The sequence below is a fragment of the Streptacidiphilus sp. BW17 genome (assembly GCF_041262485.1).
Taxonomy (GTDB): domain Bacteria; phylum Actinomycetota; class Actinomycetes; order Streptomycetales; family Streptomycetaceae; genus Streptacidiphilus.
In genome coordinates this window covers 32,542-56,052 of record NZ_JBGCCR010000002.1, presented here as the reverse complement: position 1 = coordinate 56,052, position 23,511 = coordinate 32,542, and the positions used below count along the sequence as shown (strand labels likewise).

At 69.4% G+C, this 23,511-nt stretch carries 19 protein-coding genes and 1 tRNA gene; 7 read left to right on the top strand and 13 right to left on the bottom strand.

Annotated elements, in window-relative coordinates:
• Positions 1 to 93: 93 nt before the first annotated feature.
• From ABH940_RS02365 to ABH940_RS02355, 3 genes are all read right to left on the bottom strand, one after another.
• Positions 94 to 1,728, bottom strand: coding sequence for an APC family permease (locus tag ABH940_RS02365; RefSeq protein WP_370064522.1), 1,635 nt, complete (start codon positions 1,726 to 1,728; stop codon positions 94 to 96).
• Between the two features lie 242 nt (positions 1,729 to 1,970).
• Complete coding sequence (locus tag ABH940_RS02360) at positions 1,971 to 2,708, bottom strand: transcriptional regulator (RefSeq protein ID WP_370064520.1); 738 nt, start codon at positions 2,706 to 2,708, stop codon at positions 1,971 to 1,973.
• 110 nt (positions 2,709 to 2,818) lie between these two features.
• A tRNA-Leu gene (locus ABH940_RS02355) sits at positions 2,819 to 2,893 on the bottom strand.
• 94 nt (positions 2,894 to 2,987) lie between these two features.
• On the opposite strand from ABH940_RS02355, the gene ABH940_RS02350 reads away from it, so the two are divergent.
• The gene (locus ABH940_RS02350; RefSeq protein WP_370104074.1) at positions 2,988 to 3,656 is read left to right on the top strand and encodes an ANTAR domain-containing response regulator; all 669 of its coding nucleotides are present in this window, start codon (positions 2,988 to 2,990) and stop codon (positions 3,654 to 3,656) included.
• A gap of 5 nt (positions 3,657 to 3,661) precedes the next feature.
• Here ABH940_RS02350 and ABH940_RS02345 read toward each other — a convergent pair whose 3' ends face one another.
• From ABH940_RS02345 to ABH940_RS02315, 7 genes are all read right to left on the bottom strand, one after another.
• Entirely contained in the window at positions 3,662 to 4,045 is a 384-nt protein-coding gene (locus ABH940_RS02345; protein WP_370104072.1) for a nuclear transport factor 2 family protein, read from the bottom strand.
• 88 nt (positions 4,046 to 4,133) lie between these two features.
• The gene (locus ABH940_RS02340; protein WP_370064514.1) at positions 4,134 to 4,850 is read right to left on the bottom strand and encodes an ABC transporter ATP-binding protein; all 717 of its coding nucleotides are present in this window, start codon (positions 4,848 to 4,850) and stop codon (positions 4,134 to 4,136) included.
• Entirely contained in the window at positions 4,847 to 5,761 is a 915-nt protein-coding gene (locus ABH940_RS02335; RefSeq protein ID WP_370064512.1) for an ABC transporter ATP-binding protein, read from the bottom strand. The genes ABH940_RS02340 and ABH940_RS02335 overlap by 4 nt, the downstream gene beginning before the upstream one ends.
• A gap of 5 nt (positions 5,762 to 5,766) precedes the next feature.
• Positions 5,767 to 7,734 (bottom strand): branched-chain amino acid ABC transporter permease, encoded by a 1,968-nt coding sequence (locus ABH940_RS02330; RefSeq protein WP_370064510.1) that lies wholly within the window; start codon positions 7,732 to 7,734, stop codon positions 5,767 to 5,769.
• A gap of 7 nt (positions 7,735 to 7,741) precedes the next feature.
• Positions 7,742 to 8,668 (bottom strand): branched-chain amino acid ABC transporter permease, encoded by a 927-nt coding sequence (locus ABH940_RS02325; RefSeq protein WP_370064508.1) that lies wholly within the window; start codon positions 8,666 to 8,668, stop codon positions 7,742 to 7,744.
• A gap of 80 nt (positions 8,669 to 8,748) precedes the next feature.
• A complete protein-coding gene (locus ABH940_RS02320) occupies positions 8,749 to 9,987 on the bottom strand; it encodes a branched-chain amino acid ABC transporter substrate-binding protein (protein WP_370064506.1) in 1,239 nt (412 codons plus the stop codon).
• Between the two features lie 331 nt (positions 9,988 to 10,318).
• Positions 10,319 to 10,792, bottom strand: a complete 474-nt coding sequence (locus ABH940_RS02315) for a PaaI family thioesterase (protein ID WP_370064504.1) — start codon at positions 10,790 to 10,792, stop codon at positions 10,319 to 10,321.
• Positions 10,793 to 11,034: 242 nt separating this feature from the next.
• Here ABH940_RS02315 and polA point away from each other — a divergent pair, with 242 nt between their 5' ends.
• The 3 genes from polA (at position 11,035) to ABH940_RS02300 (ending at position 15,249) form a co-directional block, all read left to right on the top strand.
• The gene (polA, locus tag ABH940_RS02310; protein WP_370064502.1) at positions 11,035 to 13,782 is read left to right on the top strand and encodes a DNA polymerase I; all 2,748 of its coding nucleotides are present in this window, start codon (positions 11,035 to 11,037) and stop codon (positions 13,780 to 13,782) included.
• A 231-nt stretch (positions 13,783 to 14,013) separates the two neighbouring features.
• On the top strand, positions 14,014 to 14,148 hold the full coding sequence (locus ABH940_RS02305) for an SPW_0924 family protein (protein WP_370064500.1): 135 nt from the start codon (positions 14,014 to 14,016) through the stop codon (positions 14,146 to 14,148).
• A gap of 45 nt (positions 14,149 to 14,193) precedes the next feature.
• Complete coding sequence (locus ABH940_RS02300; RefSeq protein WP_370104070.1) at positions 14,194 to 15,249, top strand: DUF3068 domain-containing protein; 1,056 nt, start codon at positions 14,194 to 14,196, stop codon at positions 15,247 to 15,249.
• Here the strand turns inward: ABH940_RS02300 and ABH940_RS02295 are convergent.
• Positions 15,172 to 16,017: a class I SAM-dependent methyltransferase gene (locus ABH940_RS02295; RefSeq protein WP_370064496.1), complete on the bottom strand. Its 846-nt coding sequence runs from the start codon at positions 16,015 to 16,017 to the stop codon at positions 15,172 to 15,174. The two genes, ABH940_RS02300 and ABH940_RS02295, sit on opposite strands and share 78 nt — an antisense overlap.
• Before the next feature lie 340 nt (positions 16,018 to 16,357).
• Between ABH940_RS02295 and rpsA the strand changes: the two genes are divergently transcribed.
• The 3 genes from rpsA to coaE all read left to right on the top strand — a co-directional run bounded on the left by rpsA (position 16,358) and on the right by coaE (position 20,961).
• On the top strand, positions 16,358 to 17,857 hold the full coding sequence (gene rpsA / locus ABH940_RS02290; RefSeq protein ID WP_370064494.1) for a 30S ribosomal protein S1: 1,500 nt from the start codon (positions 16,358 to 16,360) through the stop codon (positions 17,855 to 17,857).
• A gap of 257 nt (positions 17,858 to 18,114) precedes the next feature.
• Positions 18,115 to 20,316 carry an MMPL family transporter gene (locus ABH940_RS02285; RefSeq protein ID WP_370104068.1) on the top strand — a complete coding sequence of 734 codons (2,202 nt, stop codon included), beginning with the start codon at positions 18,115 to 18,117 and terminating at the stop codon, positions 20,314 to 20,316.
• 45 nt (positions 20,317 to 20,361) lie between these two features.
• Positions 20,362 to 20,961 carry a dephospho-CoA kinase gene (gene coaE, locus ABH940_RS02280; RefSeq protein WP_370064491.1) on the top strand — a complete coding sequence of 200 codons (600 nt, stop codon included), beginning with the start codon at positions 20,362 to 20,364 and terminating at the stop codon, positions 20,959 to 20,961.
• 12 nt (positions 20,962 to 20,973) lie between these two features.
• Here coaE and ABH940_RS02275 read toward each other — a convergent pair whose 3' ends face one another.
• Positions 20,974 to 21,690, bottom strand: coding sequence for a GNAT family N-acetyltransferase (locus ABH940_RS02275; protein WP_370104066.1), 717 nt, complete (start codon positions 21,688 to 21,690; stop codon positions 20,974 to 20,976).
• A gap of 4 nt (positions 21,691 to 21,694) precedes the next feature.
• The gene (gene treZ / locus ABH940_RS02270) at positions 21,695 to 23,500 is read right to left on the bottom strand and encodes a malto-oligosyltrehalose trehalohydrolase (RefSeq protein WP_370104064.1); all 1,806 of its coding nucleotides are present in this window, start codon (positions 23,498 to 23,500) and stop codon (positions 21,695 to 21,697) included.
• Positions 23,501 to 23,511: the final 11 nt, after the last annotated feature.

The following is a 23,511-nucleotide window of genomic DNA, read 5'->3' as shown; positions in this document are numbered from 1 at the left end:
ACGAGAGAGCCCGGCCGGAGCGACGTTGCTCCGGCCGGGCTCTCTCGTTCAGCGGCGGGTGAAGGTCAGTGACCCGGGATCAGAGACCCGGGGTCAGTGACCACCCTCGTCGACGACCTCGACGTCCGTGATGTTCCGCTCGATCTCAGCGGTCTTCAGCGAGGTCGCGATCGCCCAGTAGTAGATCGCGAGCGACAGGACCGTGAGGATCGCGATGTCGTACCAGAGCCCGATGTGACCGGCGCCGCCGAAGCCGCCCTGCCAGGACACGATGCCGACGCCGATCAGGTACACCGGCAGCCACTGCGCCGACTTCCAGTCCATCTTCGGCGCCTGCGGCAGGTTCTTCGCCGACGCGTACCAGGCATAGGAGCCGAGCAGCGCGTAACCCAGCAGGATCGCCAGGCCCAGACGCCACAGCGTGGACCAGCCGCTCCAGTAGATGATCAGGGTCGCGACGACGAACGAGATCGGCGAGATGACCTGACCGAACGGCAGGCGGTACGGACGCTCACGCTCGGGCAGCTGCTTGCGCAGCGCACCGTAGGCCAGCGGGGCACCCGCGTACATCAGCACCGAGGCCGAGGTGATGAAGGAGACCAGTGCCTGCCAGCTCGGGAACGGCAGGAAGCAGATCACGCCGACGATGAAGGAGATGATCAGACCGAACCACGGCACGCCCTGGCGCTCGGTCTTCTCGAACAGCTGCGGCGCGTAGCCGTTGCGGCTCAGGCCGTAGGAGATGCGCGAGGTGGAGGTGGTGTAGATCAGGCCGGTGCCGGCGGGGGAGACCACAGCGTCGATGTAGAGGACCACGGCGAGCCAGCCCAGACCGACCAGACCTGCCAGACCCGCCCACGGGCCGGAGATGCCCTTGTACGCCAGGTCCGCCCAGCCGTGGGCGAAGGAGGCACCCGGCAGTGCGCCGATGTACGCGACCTGGAGCAGCACGTAGATGGCGGACCCGATGGCGACCGAGCCGAGCACCGCGCGCGGGATGTCCTTCTTCGGGTTCTTGCTCTCACCGGCCAGCTGGATCGCCTGCTCGAAGCCGAGCAGGGCGAAGATGATGCCGGAGGTGCTGATCGCGGCGAGGACGCCCTTCGAGCCGAACGGCGCGAAGCCGTGCGAGGTGAAGTTGCTGGCGTGGAAGTGCGTGAGGGCGACCACGAAGATCGTCACCAGCGGGATGAAGATCTTCCACCAGGTGGCAGCGCTGTTGGTGTGCGCCAGCACCTTCACGCCGAGGAAGTTGACGGCGACGAAGACCGCCATCAGCAGGGCGGCGACGAAGAAACCGGAGGTCGTCAGGGTGCCGTTGGCGTTCTGGAAGCCAGCGGCCCAGGACCAGTGACCGGCATAGCCGATCATCGCCTCGACCTCGATCGGCGCGACGGTCGCGGCCTGGAGCCAGGAGAACCAGCCGAACGACATCCCGGCGATCCCGCCGAATGCGTAGTGCGGGTAGCGGGCCGTGCCGCCGGCGACCGGGAACATGCCGCCGAGCTCAGCGTGTACGAGAGCGAGTAGCACGATCGCGATGGCGCCGATGATCCAGGACACAGTGGCCGCAGGGCCGGCGACCATGACGGCGTTCTTGGCGCCGTACAGCCAACCAGATCCGATAATGGATCCGACGGACGCCCACATCAGACCGATCAGACCGACCTCACGCTTGAGCGATCGGCGGTCTGTGGTGGGTGCCTGGGCTTGGGACGTGGTGCTCATGCAGGGCCTCTCGGTGGGGGAGCAGATGCTTGAGAGTTGCCCAACATTAAGGGTTGGTTTTTCACCATGCATAGACGTCGTTACTGAATAGATGCCTGCATGGCCAATCTTTTCCCCAGCCCAGCGGGGTCAAGACAATTGAGGAAGAATTGAGCAACCCTCATGAGCACTTATGTCCACCGCATGAACCGGCGGTAACGCCTTGGAAAGCCAAGGTCATGGCCCGGATCACTTGGGAATCGTCAGAACTTCGGTCCGACGTGCACGTCCATGAGTTGGACGGACTCCCGGCGGGCGACCGAGATGTTGTAAGGGGTCGAACCGCGACGCGTCTCTTTCCACTCTATGCCGACCCTGTCAAGGGCGTCCGTGTAGATCCGCCGGATGTCGTCGGAGACGTTGGTGAAGAAGTAACGCGGGTACTCGTAGCGCTTGCCTCGGCGCGTGGTCCAGTTCGTGATCCGACACCCGTCGGAGTGCACCAGCCCCCGGATCAGCTCCCAGGGATGCTCGTCGACGATCTCGCTCTGCCAGGGCGCGAGCTCGATCCGGCGCAGATGCTTCGGCCCCGGGCCTGCCTGGGGGAAGAGGCACGGCCAGTGCTTGCTGTAGCTGACGACGCTGGTGCATCCCTGACACGCCACCCGGCAGACGCCGCTCGCCGGAGCGACCTCGCGCATGGTCTCCTCGCAGGCTGTGATCAGCCCTGGCCAGGAGTTCGCGCAGGCGATGCGCAGGACGTGGACGCCGCGCCTCGAGCGGCTGATGCAGCCGTCGCCGAGATAGAGGCCGAGGAGGTAGGAGTAGGCCCGGTGGGGGACGTCGTCGCGGAGGCAGTGCGCGCGCCGGGGGATCGCCGGGTGCGTCTGCCATTCCCGGAGGGTCGACCGGGAGACTCCGGTGGCGCGGCTCGCGGAATTCAGGCTCAGCCCGGATCCGAGTAGTTCCAGGGCGCGCAGGCGGGTTGCGGCGTCGTACATGGGGTCACCCTGAGCGACCACCGGGCGAGTGGAGGAGAAGTCGTCGGGAAGTCACTCGTTGAGGTGATCAACGCCCGCCGGTCGCATGACCTTGGAAATGAAGGAGAAAGTGCCCCGGGTCGGACTCGAACCGACACTGTATGGGTTTTGAATCCATCGCCTGCTGCCAATTGGGCTACCGGGGCCTGCGGATCGAAGGCTGGGCCTCCCCCGCTGCACACCTAACATACCGTGTCCGGGTAGGCTCGTGCACGCACCCGCGTCATTCAGAGGAGCATCGTGACCGCCGCCGACGAGCAGCAGGACCCGCACGTCCCCCCGACGACGACCCGCGTGGTCATCGCGGAGGACGAAGCACTGATCCGCCTCGATCTCAAGGAGATGCTCGAGGAGGAGGGCTACACGGTCGTCGGCGAGGCCGGTGACGGCGAGGCGGCGGTGAAGCTCGCGCAGGAGCTGCGGCCGGACCTGGTGATCCTGGACGTCAAGATGCCCGTCCTGGACGGCCTCTCGGCCGCCGAGCAGATCCACAACGAGCACATCGCCCCGACGCTGATGCTCACCGCGTTCTCCCAGCGCGAGCTGGTCGACCGGGCGCGGGACGCTGGGGCGATGGCTTACATCGTCAAGCCGTTCAACAAGTCCGACCTGGTCCCCGCGATCGAGATGGCCGTGTCCCGCTACAGCGAGATGCGCGCGCTGGAGCTGGAGATCGAGGACCTGAACCAGCGTCTGGAGACGCGCAAGCTGGTCGACCGGGCCAAGAGCGTGCTGCAGACGAAGTTCGGTCTGGCCGAGCCGGCCGCATTCCGCTGGATCCAGAAGACCTCGATGGACCGCCGGATGACGATGAAGGCTGTCGCCGAGGCCGTCATCGAAGAGGGCGCGGCCCAGGACGCGAAGAAGAAGACGCCGGAGCCGTCGGAGCAGGCCGCCGAGCAGGAGTAGGCGACTCAGGGCTCCGGCGTTGGCTCCGTCACCGGCTCCGGCCCGTAGGCGCCGAAGCCGCGGCAGACGTGCTCGTTGCGGAAGGTGAGCACCTCGGCGACGGCCTGTCCGCGCTCGTTGCGGTAGTTGATGACCACGGTGTCGACGGACGCGCGCACGTCCTCCACGGTGAAGTGCAGGCTGGGCAGTTGCCGCAGGCCTTCGGCCCAGTAGGCGCGGAGCGCCGCCTTGCCCTCGACGCGGCCGGACGGGTCGCCGAGGATCGTCGCGATCCGGGGCGAGGCGAAGACGACGTCGTCGGTGTAGTGGCTGAGTATCCGTTCCAGATCACGGGAGTTCCAGTCCGCTGCCCACTGCTCGGCGAACCGCTGCGCGTATGCAAGATCCATGGCGGCCGATCCTAGTCGGAGGCCGACGCGGGATGGGGCGGTCCGCCGAAGCGGATCGCCCCTCGTGTGTCCTGCGGGTGATACCGGATCAGTCCTCGCCGAGGTAGGCCTTGCGGACCGACTCGTCGGTGAGCAGGTCCTGGCCGGTGCCGGAGAGGGAGATCCGGCCGACCTCCATCACGTGGCCGTGGTCGGCCAGGGAGAGCGCGGCCTGGGCGTTCTGTTCGACCAGCAGGATGGTCGTGCCCTGGTCGCGCAGTTCGGCGATGGTGGACATGATCTTCTGCATCATGATCGGCGAGAGGCCCATGCTCGGCTCGTCGAGCATCAGCAGCTTCGGTTGGGACATGAGCGCGCGGCCCATGGCCAGCATCTGCTGCTCGCCGCCGGAGAGGGTTCCGGCCGCCTGCTTCCGGCGTTCGCCGAGGATCGGGAACCGTTCGTACGCCCGGTCCATGTCGGCCTGGATGCCGGCCTGGTCGCGTCGGAGGAACGCGCCGAGCAGCAGGTTCTCCTCGATCGTCATGCGGGCGAAGATGCGTCGTCCCTCGGGGGAGTGGGCCAGGCCCATCCCGACGATCTTGTTGGCCGCGATGCCGTCGATCCGCTTGCCGTCGAAGCGGATCTCTCCGCTGACCGGTTTGAGCAGCCCGGAGATGGTGCGCAGCGTGGTGCTCTTGCCGGCGCCGTTGGTGCCGATCAGTGAGACGACCTGCCCGGCCTCGATGGTGAAGGAGATGCCCTTCACCGCCTCGATCTTGCCGTAGGCGACGCGGAGGTCCTCGACCTCGAGCAGCGCGGTCACTGGTCCTCCTCCGTGCTCTCGGTGCGCTCCGTGCTCGCGGCGCTCTCCGTGCTCGTCTCGGCGGCGGGAGGGGCGGTCGCTTCCCCCTCGTAGGGCGTGCCCAGGTACGCCGCGATGACGCGTTCGTCGCTCTGGACGGTCTGCGCGTCGCCCTCGACCAGCTTCTTGCCCTGGACCAGGACGGCGACGCGGTCGCACAGGTTGAAGATGAACCGCATGTCGTGCTCGATGACCAGTACGGCCATGCCGCGGTCGCGGATGGCGAAGACCAACTCCTCGGTGGCGCGGGTCTCCTGGGGGTTCATGCCGGCCGTGGGCTCGTCCAGCAGCAGCAGGCCGGGGTCGCTGGCCATGGCGCGGGCGATCTCCAGCTTGCGCTGCTCGCCGTAGGGGAGGTTGCGGGCGAGGTGGTCGCGTTTGCCGGCCAGGCCGACGAACTCCAGCAATTCCATTGCTTTGGCGCGGGATTCGGCTTCCTCGCGGCGGTAGCGGGGGCCGCGGAGTACGGCCGAGATGATGCCCTCCTTGGTCCGCGTGTGGCGGCCGACGAGGACGTTCTCCAGCACCGTCATGTTGTGGAACAGCCGGATGTTCTGGAAGGTGCGGGCCATCCCAGCCTGGGTGACCTTGTACGGGGTCGGCGGCAGCACCTTTCCCTGGTACCGGACCTGACCCTCCGTCGGGACGTAGAGACCGGTCAGGCAGTTGAAGAAGGTGGTCTTGCCGGCGCCGTTGGGGCCGATCAGGCCGATGATCTCGCCGGTGTTGACGGTGAGGTCGACGCCGCCGACGGCGGTGAGGCCGCCGAAGCGCATGACGACGTCGGTCGCCTCCAGCAGCGGGGTGCCGGTGGCGGGGACGGCTGGGCCGTCGGGGCTGCCGGGGTCCGGGGTGATGGTGTCGGTGGTCATGCTGTTCACGCCCCTGCGGTGCTGAGTTCGGCGGATCCACCGGATCCTGCGGCGCCGGCGCCCTCGCCGGTCTCCTCGGCCTCGTGGAACTCCAGTTGGCGACGGCGGCTGGCGATGATGCCCTCCGGCCGCAGGCGCATGAAGACGATGAGCGCCACGCCGAAGATCAGCAGCTCGTTGCTCTGCAGGAAGGCCAACTTGGCCTGGAGCAGGTAGAAGAGCGTCGCGCCGACGATCGGGCCGGAGACGGTGCCCATGCCGCCGATGACGACGGCGGCGAGCAGGAACGCGGAGTTGGGCGGCACCGGTCCGGAGAAGACGAACGGGTCGGGCACCACGGAGAAGTTGACGTGGGCCATCACGCTGCCGGCCAGTCCGGCCAGGGTCGCACCGAGTGCGAAGGCCAGCAGCTTGAAGCGGAATCCGTTGATTCCCATGGCCGTTGCGGCGGTCTCGTCCTCGCGGATGGCGACCCAGGCCCGGCCGATCCGGGAGTCGGCGGCGCGGCTGAAGATCAGCATGATGATGGCCATGATGATCAGCATCAGCAGGAAGTAGTTGGCGAACCGGCCGATGGTCGCGCCCAGGATGGTGTGCGGGTTGCCGAGGTTGAAGCCGAAGATGCTCAGGTCCGGGATGTTGACGATGCCGTTGGGCCCGCCGGTGACGTTGGGGCCGGAGACGCCGTCGAGGTTGGACACCACGATCCGGAAGATCTCACCGAAGCCGAGCGTCACGATGGCCAGGTAGTCGCCGCGGACGCGCAGCGTCGGCGCACCGAGCAGCACGCCGAAGAGCCCGGAGACCGCCGCGCCGGTCAGCGCCGCCGCCCAGAACGGGAAGGTGACGTGGACGGACGAGGTGACCGCGCCGGACACCAGTGCGGCGGCGTACGCGCCGACGCCGAGGAAGGCGACGTACCCGAGGTCGAGCAGACCGGCGAGGCCGACCACGACATTGAGCCCGAGCGCGGTGGCGGCGAAGATCAGCAGGTTGACGCCGAGGGTGGCGTCCGCGTCGCTCTGCTGGACGAAGACGAACGCGCCTGCCGCGACGAAGCCGCCGACGGCGGCCAGGGCACGGTTGCGGTCGAAGACGTCGCCGATGCGCCGGACCAGTCCGGCCTGGGTGAACGCCCAGAGGCCGAAGCAGAGCACCGTCAGGAAGCCGACGAACAGCTGCCAGTAGGGCGTGTCGACGCCGTAGGCGAAGATCTCCAGGGCGACGGCGAGCACGAGCACGATGAGCAGCACGTCGGCCCAGCGCGGCAGGGCCTTGCCCTTGCCCAACTCCGGGGTGGGGCCCACGTATCGGGTCACCACGGTGACCAGGCGGACCATGAACACGACGCCGCTGCCGGCCATGGTGAGGCCGGCCGCGCCGCTGCCTGCGGCCTTGAGCAGCAGGCCGAGGACCAGCAGGCCGGCGCCCGCGTAGAGGGTCTGCAGCCACTCCTGCCGGGTCGGCGCGCAGCGGACGGAGGTGGCCGAGCGGGGCAGGCTCAGACCGCCGAGCAGGGCGAGCAGGCTGGCGACGCCGGCGATCCAGCCGCCGGTGGTCAGGTTGACCAGTCCGTGCAGCTCGACGGCGATGGCGCTGACGGTGAACCAGGTGACGGCGAGGCCGCCCACGGCCGAAAGGAGCGCCGCTCCGGCGGCGTTGCCGGGCGTCAGCCCGCGCAGCCGGGGCAGTGCCGAGGCGATCCCGAACACGGTGGTCAGCAGCCCGGCCGCGAAGGTGAGCCACTGCAGTCCGCCGGGGTAGCCGGTGACGGTGAGGTCGCCCGGGAACTGTGCACTGTAGGTCCAGGAGAGGAAGGCGGAGACGGCGGTGAGCACGCCGCCTCCGATGGTGAGCCCGTGGGCGACGGCCTGGGGCATCGGGATCGCGGGGGAGAGCCCGGACCGGTCGGGGTCCGACGCGGTGCCGGAGGGCTCGGCGGGGGAGGCGGGGATGGTCTGGATGTCGGTCATGGTGCGCTCACGCCCTGTCCGCGACGCGCTCGCCCAGCAGGCCTTGGGGCCGGAACATCAGGACGAGGATGAGGATGACGAAGGCCCACACGTTGGACCAGTCCTGGCTGCCGAACTGGCTCATGCCCGGGATGTACTGCACGTAGGCGGCGGTCAGCGTCTGGGCCAGGCCCAGCACCACGCCGCCGAGCAGCGCGCCGTAGATGTTCCCGATGCCGCCGAGGACGGCTGCGGTGAAGGCGAACAGCCCGTTGAGGAAGCCCATGTTGAACTCGATCTGGCCGTAGCGCAGACCGCTGGAGACACCGGCCAGGGCGGCGAAGACGGCGCCGAGGATGAAGGCGATGACGATCACCTTGTCGGTGTCGATGCCCATCAGCCGTGCGGTGTCCGGGTCCTGGGAGGTGGCCTGCATGGCGCGCCCGGTCCGGGTGGAGCGCACGAAGTAGGCGAGGAAGAGCGTGGACAGCGCCGCCACGACCAGGACGAAGATGTCGGCGGGCTGGAAGGTGATCGGCCCCAGGTGGTAGGGCCCGCCCGGTAGTGAGGGGAACGGCCGGGCCGAGGTGTTGCCGGGGAAGCTCCACACCAGCTGCTGCAGGAAGATCGAGAGGCCGATCGCGGTGATCAGCGGCGCGAGACGGGGCGCGTTGCGCAGCGGCCGGTAGGCGAAGCGCTCGGCGAGGACGGCGACGAGCGTGGAGGTGACCACGGCTCCCAGAATCATCAAGGGCAGCGCGAGCCATATGGATATGTCCGACTTGAGCTGCGACCAGACGGCCAGCGCACCGAAGGCGCCGGTCATGAAGATCTCGCCGTGGGCGAAGTTGATCAGTTGGATGATGCCGTAGACCATCGTGTAGCCGACGGCGATGAGCCCGTACATGGCCCCGAGGAACAGGCCGTTGGCCAGGTTTTGCGGCAACTCGTGCACCGCAGGCCTCCGTAGCTTTGCTGTGGGTATGGAACAGGCGGGGGCGCAACGGTTCCGCGCCCCCGCCTACGTGCGGTGTGTCAGCCGGTGAAGGTGCCGGTCTTGACGGTGGTCCACTGGCCGTTCTTGACGCCGTAGACGGTCAACTGCTTGTTGGTGGCGTCGCCGTACTGGTCGAAGGAGACCTGGCCGGTGACACCGGCGAAGTTGACCGAGGACATGGCCGTCTCGATCGCCTGGCGCGGGTTGGACGGCAGCTTGCCGCCGTTGTTCTTCACCACGGCCTTGACGGCCTCGATGATCGACCAGGCGGAGTCGTACGAGTAGCCGCCGTACGCGGCGTACGGGTCGGAGTAGCCCGCGGCCTTGTAGTTGGCGACGAACTGGGCGGCGGACGGCAGCGACTCCACCGGCGCGCCGACGGAGGTGGCGAAGTCTCCGTTGGCCGCGGCGCCGGCCAGCTTGATGTAGGTCGGGTCGTACATGCCGTCGCCGCCGATGACCGGGATGTTGACGCCGGCCGCACTGAGCTGCTTGGTCAGCGGGGCCGCGTCCGGGTACTCGCCGCCGAAGTAGACGAAGTCGGCGCCGGAGGACTTGATCGCGGTCACGGTGGAGGAGAAGTCGCTCGCGCCGCTGGTGACGTGGTCCTGGCCGACGACGGCGCCGCCGAGCTTGGTGAACTCGCCCTTGAAGGTGGCGACCAGGCCGACGCCGTAGGTCAGCTTGTTGTCGACCAGGAAGACCTTCTTCTTGCCCAGGGTGCTGTAGGCGAACTGCGCGGCGAAGGGGCCCTGGATCGCGTCCGTGGTGGCGGTGCGGAAGTAGGACTTGAACTGGCGCGCCTTCTGGCCGCTCTGCCAGTTCGGGCCCTGGGTCAGCGACGGATTGGTGTTGGCCGGGGAGACCTCGACCAGGTTCGCCTCGTCGAAGATCTTCTGCATCGAGACGGCCACACCGGAGTTGAGCGGGCCGACGACGCCGGCCACGCTGTTGTCGGCGACCAGGGTGGTGGCGTTCTGCTGCCCCTGCTGCGGCGAGGCCTTGTCGTCCTCCGCCTCGATCTTGAAGGTGACGCCCGGGACCTCGTTGGTCTTGTTGGCGGTGTTGACCGCCAGGTCCACAGAGTCCTTGATGCCGAGGCCCAGCGCGGACAGTGGACCGGTCAGCGGGGCGTCGACCCCGATGGTGACGGTGGTGCCCGTGGAGCTGCTGGAGCCGCCGGTGGAACCGGAACCGGCACGGGAGCCGCAGGCGGTGAGGGTGAGCGCGCCGGTGGCCGCGATGGCGGTGAGGGCGAGCAGGGAACGGTTGCGCACGTGAGTCCTTTCCTCTGTTGCGAGGGTCGAACCGCGCGAAGGCCCCGACCTTGATGTACCGACGGCGCGGTGACTGGCGGCGACTTTAGGACCCCGTACCACCCGGCAGGGAGCAGTACGAATGCGATGTGATCCTGTTGTTATGACCTGAGGAAGATTTGAGACTCGCGGTTCGTACGGCGGGGTCCCTTATTGCCCCAGAAATGCGAAAAGTCACATCCCGCAAGGTATTGGGGGCTGCGGGAGAGGATAGGGCGAGTGGGGGTTGAGCGACAGTCAAAAACAAGGACGCCCCTCTCGATCGAGAGGGGCGTGCTGATCTGACGTGTGGTCAGATGTCGCGCAGCATGCAGGTCAGGCGGCAGCTGGTGATCCGGCGGCCCTGGTCGTCGGTGATGGCGATCTCGTAGGTGGCCGCGGTCCGGCCGCGGAAGACCGCCGTCGCCACGCCGGTGACCAGGCCGGAGGTGGCCGAGCGGTGGTGCGTGGCGTTGAGGTCGACGCCGACCGCGTAGCGACCCGGGCCCGCGTGCAGCATCGCGCCGACCGAGCCGATGGTCTCCGCCAGCGCGGCGGACGCGCCGCCGTGCAGCAGGCCGTACGGCTGTTGGTTGCCCTCCACCGGCATGGTGCCGACCACGCGCTCGGGCGAGGCCTCGACGATCCGGATCCCCATCTTCTCGCCGAGGTGGCCGCCGGAGAAGGTGTCCGCGGTCACGCCGAGCTTGGCGAAGTGGTCGATCACGTCCTGCGGCACGTTCAGCTTGATGCCGGGCTCGGTGCTCGCGGGGGTCTGGTCGGACATGTTGCTCCTGACGCCGTCGTCGTGCCGATGTCGTTCGGATGCCACCCCCGCGTTCCGGAATGATCCGGTCTCCTGCGGGGGGATCCGGTGCGATCGTACGACGCCGTCGGAGCGGGCGTGGTGCGGGCCCGCTGGTGTGCCCGCCGGTGCGCGGGCCTGTCGCTCCGCGCCGACTGTCGGTGGCGGGCCATAGGATTTCGTCCCGTAAGCACGGCAGTCGGCAGAGCGGTGGGTGGCAGTCAATGGCAGGCAGTACGACGAGCAGGACCAGCGGCACCAAGGGCCGGCTGCTGCTCATGGACGGCCACTCCATGGCGTACCGCGCCTTCTACGCCCTGCCCGAGGAGAACTTCTCCACCGTGACGGGCCAGTCGACCAACGCGGTCTACGGCTTCACGTCGATGCTGGCCAACATCCTGCGCGACGAGGCGCCCACCCACTTCGCGGTCGCCTTCGACGTCTCCCGCAAGACGTTCCGGGCCGGCATCTACCCCGAGTACAAGGCCAATCGCTCGGCCTCGCCGGAGGGCTTCCGCGGCCAGGTCGAGCTGGTCTCCGAGCTGCTCGACGCGATGCACGTGCCGCATCTGCGCTCGCCCGAGTACGAGGCCGACGACATCATCGCCACCCTGGCCACCGCCGCCGGGGCCGAGGGCTACGAGGTGCTGATCCTCACCGGCGACCGCGACTCGCTCCAACTGGTCACCGAGAACGTCACCGTCCTCTACCCGACCAAGGGCGTCTCCGAGTTCACCCGCTACACCCCCGAGAAGGTCCTCGAGAAGTACGGCGTCACCCCCGCCCAGTACCCGGACCTCGCCGCGCTGCGCGGCGACCCGTCGGACAACCTCCCCGGCATCCCCGGCGTCGGCGAGAAGACCGCCGCCAAGTGGATCAACCAGTACGGCTCCTTCGGCGAGCTGGTCGCCCACGCCGAGGAGGTCAAGGGCAAGATCGGCGAGAAGCTCCGCGCCGGTCTCGACGACGTCAAGCTCAACCGCGAGCTGACCGAGCTGATCCGCGACGTCGAGCTGCCGCTCGGCGTGGGCGAACTGGCCCGGCAGCCCTACGACGTCCCGGCCACCACGCTGCTGCTGGACACCCTGGAGTTCCGCAACCAGCAGCTGCGCGACCGCCTCTTCGCCGCCGACCCGGGCGCGGGCGCAGGCGCAGCCGAGGCCGCTGCTGCGTCCGGTCCCGGCGTCGACATCCACGGCACGCTGCTCACCGAGCCCGGCTCGGTCGCGGCCTGGCTGGCCGAGCACGCGGCCGAGGGCCGGGTCGGCCTCGCCGCCGACTACACCTGGTCGTTGGGCGAGGGCCACGTCACCGCCGTCGGCCTCGCCGTCCCTGACGGTCCGGCCGCCTGGCTGGACCCGACCTCGCTCGCCGAGACCGATGAGCAGGCCTTCGCCGCCTGGCTGGCCGACGCCACCCGGCCCAAGGCGTTGCACGTCGCCAAGCAGGTCCAGCGCGCTTTCGCCGAGCACGGCTGGCAGATCGCGGGCATCGAGGCGGACAGCGCCCTGGCCGCCTACCTGGAGAAGCCCGGCCGCCGCACCTTCGGTCTCGACGTCCTCGCCGAGGAGTACCTGGGCCGCACGCTCGGCTCCAGCGCGGCCGCCGACAGCGGCCAGCTGGCCTTCGGCGACGAGGCCTCCGAGGACGACCAGGCGGCCGCGGCGGCGGAGTTGCTGATGGTCCAGGCCCGCACGGTGCTCGACCTCGCCGAGCTCTTCGAGACCCGCCTGGCCAAGGACAACGCCCTGACCCTGATGCGCGACCTCGAACTCCCCGTCGCCGAGCTGCTGGCCCGGATGGAGCGCACCGGCATCTCCGCCGACCGCGAGTGGCTGGGCCAGCTGGAGATCCAGTTCGGCGCGGCCGTCCAGCAGGCGGTCAAGGAGGCCCACCACGCGGTCGGCCACGAGTTCAACCTCGGCTCGCCGAAGCAGCTCCAGGAGATCCTCTTCAACGAGCTGGGCCTGCCCAAGACCAAGAAGATCAAGACGGGCTACACCACCGACGCGGACGCGCTCACCTGGCTGGCCGGTCAGACCGAGCACGAGCTGCCCGTCATCCTGCTGCGTCACCGCGACCAGACCCGGCTGCGCAGCACGGTCGAGGGCCTGATCAAGACCGTCGCGGCGGACGGCCGGATCCACACCACCTTCAACCAGATGGTCGCCGCCACCGGCCGCCTCTCCTCCACCGACCCGAACCTGCAGAACATCCCGGTCCGCACCGAGGAGGGCCGGATGATCCGCCGCGCCTTCGTGGTCGGCGAGGGCTTCGAGACGCTGCTGACCGCCGACTACAGTCAGATCGAGCTCCGGGTGATGGCCCATCTCTCCGAGGACGAGGGCCTGTTGGCCGCTTTCGCCTCCGGCGAGGACCTGCACACCACGGTCGGCTCCTACGTCTTCGACGTCGCGCCGGGCGCAGTCGACGCGGAGATGCGCCGCAAGGTCAAGGCGATGTCCTACGGCCTGGCGTACGGTCTCTCCGCCTTCGGGCTCTCCCAGCAGCTCGACATCGAGACCGCCGAGGCGCGCCGTCTGATGGACACCTACTTCGAGCGCTTCGGCGGCGTCCGCGACTACCTGCAGCGCGTCGTCGAGGAGGCCCGGGGCACCGGCTACACCGAGACCCTGCTCGGCCGCCGCCGCTACCTGCCCGACCTCACCAGCGACAACCGGCAGCGCCGCGAGATGGCCGAGCGGATGGCGCTCAACGCCCCGATCCAGGGCTCCGCTGCGGACATCGTCAAGATCGCCATGCTCAAGGTCGACGCCGCGCTGCGCGAGGCGGAGCTCGCCTCCCGGATGCTGCTCCAAGTCCACGACGAAATCGTGCTGGACGTCGCCCCCGGCGAGCGGCAGCGCGTCGAGGAGCTGGTCCGCCGCGAGATGGCGGGCGCGTACCCGCTCCGCGCCCCGCTGGACGTCTCCGTCGGCGTCGGCGCGAACTGGGAGGACGCGGGTCACTGACGGGCCCCTGCGGCTTTCCGCGCAGCGCGGCGGCGTCCGACCCACGGTCGGGGCCGCCGCGCTGCGCCGTTTCAAAACCCTTGTGAATGTGGGGAGTTGATGGTTCGCAAGGAGGGGTGGGCCGGGTGGGCGAGCGCACCGGTCCGGTAGAACCTGTTCTCATTTCCTGCGCGCGGCGCTACGGTGCGCTCCTGTCCGGGATACCCGGGACAGCGGCGGAGGGAGCAGGGCATGCGTGCGCTGATCGCGGCGGTGGTGGGAGCCGTGCTCGCGTTGGTGGTGGCCTTCCTCGCCGTGCCGTTGGCCGACCAGAACGGCCCGACCACGGCCAAACCGCTGATGACCAGCGCTCCGGCGCACCCCTGACGGCCCATCAGCCTGACGCCCTGACAGCGAAGGAGTGGTTCCAGGATGCGGCACCGTATCGGTCTGCTGCTCGTCGCGCTGGCGGCCTTCGTCTCGGTCCTCGGCGTCATGATGCGGGTCTGGGTCTATCCGCGCGTCGTCGCCGTACCCGACAACCAGTACCAGGTCGTGGTGCTGCAGGCGAAGGACGCGACGCTGATCGACTACGCGACGCTGACCTCGGTGCCGCACCAGACGGTGACCATCGTGCAGACCCTCAAGGGCGACGCCGCCGCGGCCCAGGCCGAGAAGAAGCGCACCGGCCGGAGCGTGGTGGTCTGGGACACCCTGTCCTACATCCTCGGCGGCGACGGCAAGCGGCTCTCGGCCATCCCCGAGGTGTACACCTTCGACCCGCGCACGCAGGACCCGGTGCACTGCTGCGGCGAGAGCATCGACGGCGACGCGGTCAGCCGGATCGGCGTCGAGTACAAGTTCCCGTTCAACACCCAGCCGCACGACTACCAGTACTTCGACGAGCAGACCCGGACCTCCGCGCCGATCCACTACAAGGGGACCGAAAAGGTAGGCGGGTTGACCGTCTACTACTTCGAACAGACGATTCCGTGGACGCAGGTCCCCTTCCCGAAGACCATGCCGGCGAATGTGGCCATCACACCCGCGCAGATCGCCGCCCTCGGCTACCAGCGCTGGTACACCACGGTCCGCAAGTTCTGGGTCGACCCGGTCACCGGCGCACCCGTGAACGGCGAGGAGATCCACAACGAGCAGCTGCGCTTCCCCGCGTCGGCCCACCACGCGCCGGTGACGGTCTTCCAGGGCGACGTGAAGATCCGCCCCGACTACCAGGCCGCCACGCTGGCCCTGGTGAAGAACGAGCAGACGCTGGTGCTCATGCTCAGCACCTACCTGCCCTGGGGCCTGCCGCTGCTCGGCGTCGGGCTGCTGGCGCTGGCCTTCGTGGTCGAGGGCCGCGACCGCCGTCGCCGGGCGGACGGGAACAGCGGGTCCCAGGGCCCGGCTTCAGTCGCGGAGGCAGACGAAGATCGCGGTCCCCGGGATGTGCCGTCCGCGCAGGGGGCTCCACCCGCCCCACTCTGAGGTCAGCCCCTCCGGCCACTCCGGCTCGACCAGGTCGACCAGCCGGAAACCGGCCGCCGCCAGCTCGCGCACCCTGTCGCCGAGGGTCCGGTGGTGCTCGACGTAGACAGCGCTCCCGTCCTCGTCCTGCTCGACGTAGGGGGTCCGGTCGAAGTACGAGGACACCGCCGTCAGCCCCTCCGGGCCGGGCTCGTCGGGGAACGCCCAGCGGATCGGGTGGGTCACCGAGAAGACCCAGCGTCCGCCGGGCCGCACCACGCGGTGCACCTCGCGCATCAGCTGCGCGGTGTCGGCGGCGAAGGGCACCGCCCCGTATGCCGAACAGGCCAGGTCGAAGGAGGCGTCCGCGAAGGGAAGCACGCCCGCGTCCGCCTGGACCAGCGGCACCGGCGGCAGCTCGAGCTGCTCGTCGATCCGCAGCGAGTGCTGCAACTGCCGGAACGAGAGGTCCAGTGCGACCGGAAGCGCGCCCTGGGCCGCCAGCCAGCGGGAGCACTGGGCGGCGCCGGCGCCGATCTCCAGCACCCGCTGTCCGCGCAGCTGCGCCGGGTCGCCGAGCAGGTGCGCGTCGGCCTCGTCCAGTCCCTCGGGGCACCAGGTGAACCGGGCGTCGCCGAGGAACCCGCCGTGTTCGACCTGGTACTCGTCGGCGTTGCGGTCCCACCAGCCACGGTTGGCCCGGCTGCTCTCGACGCCGTCCGAGTCGCGGCGAACCGCCTCCGCGTCGTCGTCACCGGGGATGTCTTCGGCAAAGGTGTCATCGATCATGTCGGCGATAGCGTAATCTGTGGGGCGTAGCAAGCGAGGCCGCCGTGGGTCTTGCGAATGGTCCCGTTCGAGCGATAGACATCACTCCGTCCGGGCCCCTTCCCACGGTGCGGTATCCGCATTGACCGTCCACGACTGTCCCCGTATGCTACAAGTTGCGCTGCGGGCCTGCGCGCCTCGGACGTAGCAGGTCGCGCTCGCATCTGTTGAAGACCCCACATGTCTTGGGACGTACGTATGTACGTGACGAGAGTTCAGTTTGGGTGTCCTTGGTGGAGCGACACGGGTCCCGGCGTGGTAGTACCTACGACTTCATGTCCGTACCGGAGCCCCTTTCCTAATGACGAGCAGCACCGAGGCCCCCACCACTCCGCAGGTTGCGGTCAACGACATCGGCGACGCCGAGGCCTTCCTCGCCGCGATCGACGAGACCATCAAGTACTTCAACGATGGTGACATCGTCGAAGGCACCATCGTGAAGGTTGACCGTGACGAGGTGCTCCTCGACATCGGTTACAAGACCGAGGGCGTCATCCCGTCCCGCGAGCTGTCCATCAAGCACGATGTCGACCCGCACGAGGTCGTCGCCGTCGGCGACAGCATCGAGGCCCTGGTCCTCCAGAAGGAGGACAAGGAGGGTCGTCTGATCCTGTCCAAGAAGCGCGCCCAGTACGAGCGCGCCTGGGGCACGATCGAGAAGATCAAGGACGAGGACGGCATCGTCACCGGTACCGTCATCGAGGTCGTCAAGGGTGGTCTCATCCTGGACATCGGCCTCCGTGGCTTCCTCCCGGCCTCGCTCGTCGAGATGCGTCGTGTCCGCGACCTTCAGCCGTACGTCGGCAAGGAGCTCGAGGCCAAGATCATCGAGCTGGACAAGAACCGCAACAACGTGGTCCTGTCCCGCCGTGCCTGGCTGGAGCAGACCCAGAGCGAGGTCCGCCAGACCTTCCTCACCACCCTGCAGAAGGGCCAGGTGCGCTCTGGCGTCGTCTCCTCGATCGTCAACTTCGGTGCCTTCGTGGACCTGGGTGGCGTCGACGGCCTGGTGCACGTTTCCGAGCTGTCCTGGAAGCACATCGACCACCCGTCCGAGGTTGTCGAGGTCGGCCAGGAGGTCACCGTCGAGGTTCTCGACGTTGACATGGACCGCGAGCGCGTCTCCCTGTCGCTGAAGGCGACCCAGGAGGACCCGTGGCAGCAGTTCGCCCGGACCCACCAGATCGGTCAGGTCGTCCCGGGTAAGGTCACCAAGCTGGTTCCGTTCGGTGCGTTCGTCCGCGTGGACGAGGGCATCGAGGGTCTGGTCCACATCTCCGAGCTGGCCGAGCGCCACGTGGAGATCCCGGAGCAGGTCGTCCAGGTCGGCGACGAGATCTTCGTCAAGGTCATCGACATCGACCTCGAGCGTCGTCGCATCAGCCTCTCGCTGAAGCAGGCCAACGAGTCCTTCGGTGCCGACCCGGCGTCGGTCGAGTTCGACCCGACCCTGTACGGCATGGCCGCGTCCTACGACGACCAGGGCAACTACATCTACCCCGAGGGCTTCGACCCGGAGGCCAACGACTGGCTGCCCGGCTACGAGAAGCAGCGCGAGGAGTGGGAGCGCCAGTACGCCGAGGCGCAGCAGCGCTTCGAGCAGCACCAGGCGCAGGTCATCAAGAGCCGCGAGGCCGACGCCGAGGCTGCGGCCGCGGGCGAGGGTGCCCCTGCCGAGACCGGCGGCGGCGCCGTCTCCGGTGGCTCGTACTCCTCGAGCAGCGACGAGACCTCGGGCGCCCTGGCGACCGACGAGGCCCTCGCCGCCCTGCGCGAGAAGCTCGCGGGTGGCCAGAGCTGAGGCTCTGCCGCTGAGGTTGTAGGTCCCTAGGGCCTGAAGAACCCCCGTCCGATCACTCGGGCGGGGGTTCTTTCTATGTTTCTCAGAGGCCTCTCAGCCTTTCTCGGCCCCTTCTTGGTCCTTCTCGGTCCTTCTTAGTCTTCGGCTTATCCGGATCTGATGACTATGGCGGAGCCCATAGCGGAAGCCCCTACCGATCATGGGGCAACTCGGTCACCGTGGACAGAGTTGCCCCGGACCGGAAGCAAGGCCTCCTTATGCACCAGACCCCCAAGCGCTGCGGCGGACCTTTCGCCGCGGTGGGCCGGTTCAGCTTCCGTCACCGCCGTTGGGTGGCGCTGGCCTGGGCCGTGCTGGTGGTTCTGGGTCTGGTCTTCGGCACGAAGGTGTTCAACGCCGCTGCGCCGTCCGCCAAGGCAGCGGGCTCCGAGTCCGCCACGGGTGCCGCGCTGCTCTCCCAGGCGGGAGGCACCAGCAGCGACGCGCTCCAGGCGCTCATCTCCGGCAAGTCGCCCGCCGACGCGGGTGTGCAGGCAGCCGTCGCCTCCGCTGAGCACGACCTGCGCGCGCTGCCCGGCGTCGCCCAGGTCAGCGACATCCGGGCACAGGACGGCTCCTCGCAGATCCTGAGCGTCCAGCTGAGCAACCCTGCCGCGGTCACCAAGGCCTCGGAGCGGCTCCAGGCCCTCGGGACCGAGTCGGGTACCACCGTCAAGCTCGGCGGCAACCAGGTGCTGAACCAGCAGGTGCAGCAGCAGACCAAGTCGGACACCGAGAGCGGCGAGATGATCGCGCTGCCGGTCACCCTGGTGGTGATGGTGCTGATCTTCGGCGGATTCATCGCCGCCGGGCTTCCGCTGTTGGGAGCGATCGGTTCCGTCGCCGGCGCGTTGCTGGCGCTGCTGGGCTTCACCCAGATCATGCCGATGGACACCAGCGTGCTGCCGATCACCACGGTGCTGGGTCTCGGCCTCTCCATCGACTACGCGCTGCTGATGGTCAACCGGTTCCGGGAGGAGCGCAGCAAGGGCGCGACCATCGAGGCGGCCGTCGAGCGCACCAGCGCCACGGCCGGGCGCACCATCGCCTTCTCCGCGCTGACGGTGACCGTCGCGCTCTCCGGCCTCTTCGTGCTGACCAGCCCGATCTTCCGTGCCGTGGCGGCGGCCGGTGTCAGCGTGGTCGTGATCACCGTCCTGTCCGGGCTGACCCTGGTCCCCGCGCTGCTCGGCTTCGCGGGCAAGAAGATCAAACCGCCCAAGCGCGGTGTCAGTGACGACGGCCGGTTCGCCCGGATCGTCCGCCTGGTGCAGCGCAAGGCGCTGCCGGTGGCCCTGGCCACCTCGGCGGTGCTGATCGCGTGCGCCGCACCGTTCTTCAGCGCCCACGCCCAGAGTCTCAGCACTCAGGTGCTACCCACCAGCTTCTCCAGCCGAGACGTGGCCGACGCCGTCGCCGCCGACTACCCCCAGTTGGCCGACCCGGACGTCACGGTCTTCATGAAGGCCGACCCGGGCCTCGCCAAGGACTACGCAGCCAAGGTCGCCACCCTGCCCGACGTGCGCTCGGCGCAGGTCGACGAGTCCGGCCCCGGCTGGGCGGCGGTCGGCGTCCACGTCGACGGCTCGTCGCAGGGCGCGACCGCACAGCACGTGGTCGAGGAGCTGCGCGCGGACCGGGGCGGGATGCAGACCTGGGTGAACGGCAATGCGGCCGACGTGGTCGACTTCCACCACGAGATCGACACCCGCGGCCCATGGGCGCTCGGCCTGATCGTGGTGGCCACCTTCCTGCTGCTCTTCCTGATGACCGGGTCCGTGGTGGTGCCGATCAAGGCGCTGGTGATGAACCTCCTCTCGCTCGGCGCGGCGCTGGGCGTGATGACGCTGGTCTTCCAGGACGGCTGGTTCAGCGGACTGCTCGGGTTCACGCCGACCGGCGGTCTGGAGGCGTGGATCCCGGTCCTTGTCTTCGTCTTCTCCTTCGGCCTGTCGATGGACTACGAGGTCTTCCTCCTCTCGCGGATCAAGGAGCTGCACGACGAGGGGCAGAACTGCTCCAGATCGGTGGAGCTGGGCGTCCAGCGCAGCGGGCGGATCATCACCTCGGCCGCGGCGTTGATGGTGATCGTCTTCCTCGGCTTCTCCAGCGGGCGGATGCTCGACATCAAGGAGATCGGACTGGCCCTGGCAGTGGCCGTGCTGGTGGACGCGACCCTGGTCCGGATGCTGCTGGTGCCCGCCACCATGTCGCTCTTCGGCAAGGGCAACTGGTGGGCCCCACCGCTGCTGCGCCGGCTGCACGCCCGGTTCGGGTTCAAGGAGCACGCCACGCTCCCGCCGCTGCCGGTCGCCTCGGGCGCGCTGCCGGTGCAGCGGGCCGGCGCCCCGGCGGGTGCGGTGGCCGAAACGGAGTCCGTACCGGCCGTTGCAGCCGGCCCGGAGCGCCGGGCGGCCTGAGCCCGGGATAGTGCGGCATCGGCAGTTGCCGATAGGTTGCTGCCCATGGTGAAGGTTGGGCTGACCGGCGGTATCGGTGCCGGCAAGAGCGAGGTGTCGAGGCGGCTGGCCGCGCTCGGCGCGGTCGTGGTGGACGCGGATCTGATCGCGCGCGAGGTCGTGGAGCCGGGCACGCCCGGACTGGCTGCCGTCGTTGCCGAGTTCGGGCCGGAGATCCTGACCGCCGACGGCACCCTGGACCGGCCCAAGCTCGGCGCGATCGTGTTCGCCGACGCCGACCGGCTCGCCGCGCTCAACGCCGTCGTCCACCCCCTGGTCGGCCGCCGTTCGGCCGAGTTGGAGGCCGCTGCCGGTCCGGACGCCGTCGTGGTCCACGACGTGCCGCTGCTCGCCGAGAACGGTCTGGCTCCGTTCTACGACGTGGTCGTGGTCGTGGACGCCTCCGACGAGACCCGGCTGCACCGCCTGGTCGAGGTGCGCGGCATGACCGAGACGGACGCCCGCGCCCGGATGGCCGCCCAGGCCGCCCGCGAGGCCCGGCTCGCCGTGGCCGACCTGGTCATCGACAACGACGGCCCGATGGAACAGCTGGACGCCCAGGTGGCGGACGTCTGGCAGAAGCTCCAGGGCCGCGGCGCGGCATAGGGGCCACCCGGTTCAGACGCCGAAGAGCCCGAGCGACTCCGCTGCCGCGGCCGGGAAGCCGCGGCCAGTGGGCCCGGCCGGAGCCGGAGCGTCGAGGACCCACACCTCGACCCGGCCGGACTGGGCCGGGGACTCGGGTGTGCGTTCGCGGACGCGCTCCAGCCGGTAGCCCAGCTTGCGCGGCACGGCCGAGCTGGCGGCGTTGGCCTCGTCGACGTGTATCTCGGCCCGGGAGATGCCGGGCAGCGTCAGCGCCTCCTCGGTGAGGCTCCGCGCCAGCGTGGTCGCCACGCCCTGGCCGGTGAGCTGCCGGGCGACCCAGTAGCCGATCTCCAGCGCCCCCGCACCGACCCGGGCGTGGAGTCCGCAGCCGCCGACGACCGTGTCCGGATCTCCGCTCGGCTGGATCACGTAGGAGTAGCCCGTGTCCGTCTCCCACTGGGCGACGGCGTGCTCGCAGTTGGCCGTGGTCTCCGCGAGGGTGGGGGCCTGGTGGGCCCAGGGCACCCACGGACGCAGGTGGTCGAGGTTGGCCAGGATGGCCGCGTTCAGCGCGGCGGCGTGCGCAGGGCGTCGACGGCGCAGCTCCAGGCCGTTGCCGAGCGCGATCACCTCCGCCGGGCGGTCGGTGCGCGGCGCGTCGTCCTCCGCCCCGGGACGTGCCAGGTCAGCCTGCTGACCATGCGTCACCTCTGGGGTGCTGGGAGTGCTGCGGCCGTCGGTCTTCATGCGCTCATCCTTGCGAAGGCCGAGAGGCGAGTCCAGCACCTTTCGCCCGCCTGTGGAAAACCACCGTCGCGGCCGCCGGAACCGCAGGTGAGGGCCGTGTTCCAGCCGGGAAGGCGGCCAGCGGCGTGCCGTCCGTAAGCGGCAGCTCGCGTGCCTCGTCGGACAGGTTGACGCCGAGGGAGAGCGGTCCCCGGCACATCGTCAGCCAGCCCTCCTCCTCGTCGAACCGCACCTGCGGCACCTCGCCGGAGGCCAGCGGGCGCAGTCGCAGCAGCAGCCGGTACCAGTCCAGCAACTCGGCATGGTGCCCGCGCTGCGGCTCGTCCCAGTCGAGGGTGGAGGCACGCACGGTCGAGGTGGCCTGCGGGTCGGGGATCTCCTCCGGCTTCCAGCCGTGCGCGGCGAACTCACGGCGGCGGCCCTCGCGCACCGCCCGGGCCAGGGCGGGGTCCTGATGGTCGGTGAAGTACTGCCAGGGGGTGCGCGCGCCCCACTCCTCGCCCATGAAGAGCATCGGCGTGAACGGCGACAGCAGCGCCAGCGCCGCACCGGCCGCCAGCCGTTCGGGCGGGAGGGTGGCGGAAAGCCGGTCGCCCTGGGCGCGGTTGCCGATCTGGTCGTGCGTCTGGGTGTAGCCGAGCAACCGGTGCAGCGGCGTCCGGGCGGGGTCGATCGGGCGGCCGTGGGAGCGGCCGCGGAAGCTCGACCAGCTGCCGTCGTGGAAGTAGCCGGCGGTCAGCGTCTTGGCGAGGGCGGCCAGCGGCCGTGCGGTGAAGTCCGCGTAGTAGCCCTGGCTCTCGCCGGTCAGCGCGGCGTGCAGCGCGTGGTGGAAGTCGTCGCTCCACTGGGCGTCGAGTCCGGTGCCACCGGCGGCCCGCGCGGTGATCAGCCCGGGATCGTTGCGGTCGGACTCGCCGATCAGGAAGAGCGGTCGGCCCACCTGCTGCGACAGCTCGTCCACGGCAACGGCCAGCTCCTCCAGGAACGGCAGCGCGCGGGTGTCGAACAGGGCGTGCACGGCGTCCAGCCGGAGGCCGTCGAGCCGGTACTCGCGCAGCCAGGTCAGCGCGCTGCCGACGAGGTACGCCCGCACCTCGTCCGAGCCGGGCGCGTCCAGGTTCACCGCCGAGCCCCACGGTGTCTGGTGACGGTCGGTGAAGTAGGGGCCGTAGGCGGGCAGGTGGTTGCCGGACGGGCCGAGGTGGTTGTGCACCACGTCCAGCACCACACCCAGTCCGTGGGCATGCGCGGCATCGACAAAGCGCTTCATCCCCTCAGGTCCGCCGTAGGGCTCGTGGACGGCCCAGGGCGCGACGCCGTCGTAGCCCCAGCCGTGCTGCCCGGGAAAGGGACAGACCGGCATCAGCTCGACGTGGGTCACCCCGAGGTCGGCCAGGTGACCGAGCCGCTCGGCGGCGGCGTCGAAGGTCCGCTCCGGGGTGAACGTGCCGATGTGCAGTTCGTAGAGGACGGCTCCGGCAAGTCCGCGCCCGGTCCACGGGTGCTGCCACCGGAACGCCGCGTGGTCGACGAGTTGTGACGACCCGTCCGGCCCGTCGGGCTGACGCGGCGAGCGGGGATCGGGCAGGACCGGCCCGCCGTCGAGGCGGAAGCCGTAGCGTCCGGCCGCCGGATCGGTGGGCACGTCGGCCCGCCACCACCCGCCCCGCCCCGGATCCGGCCGCATCCGGTGTGACGCGCCGTCCACGACGACCTCGACCCGTTGCGCCTCGGGTGCCCAGACCGCGAAGCGGTGCGGGCGGGTGACGAGGGGCTGGGGCACCGCGACAACTTCAGGTTCGGACGGCATACCGGACCTCC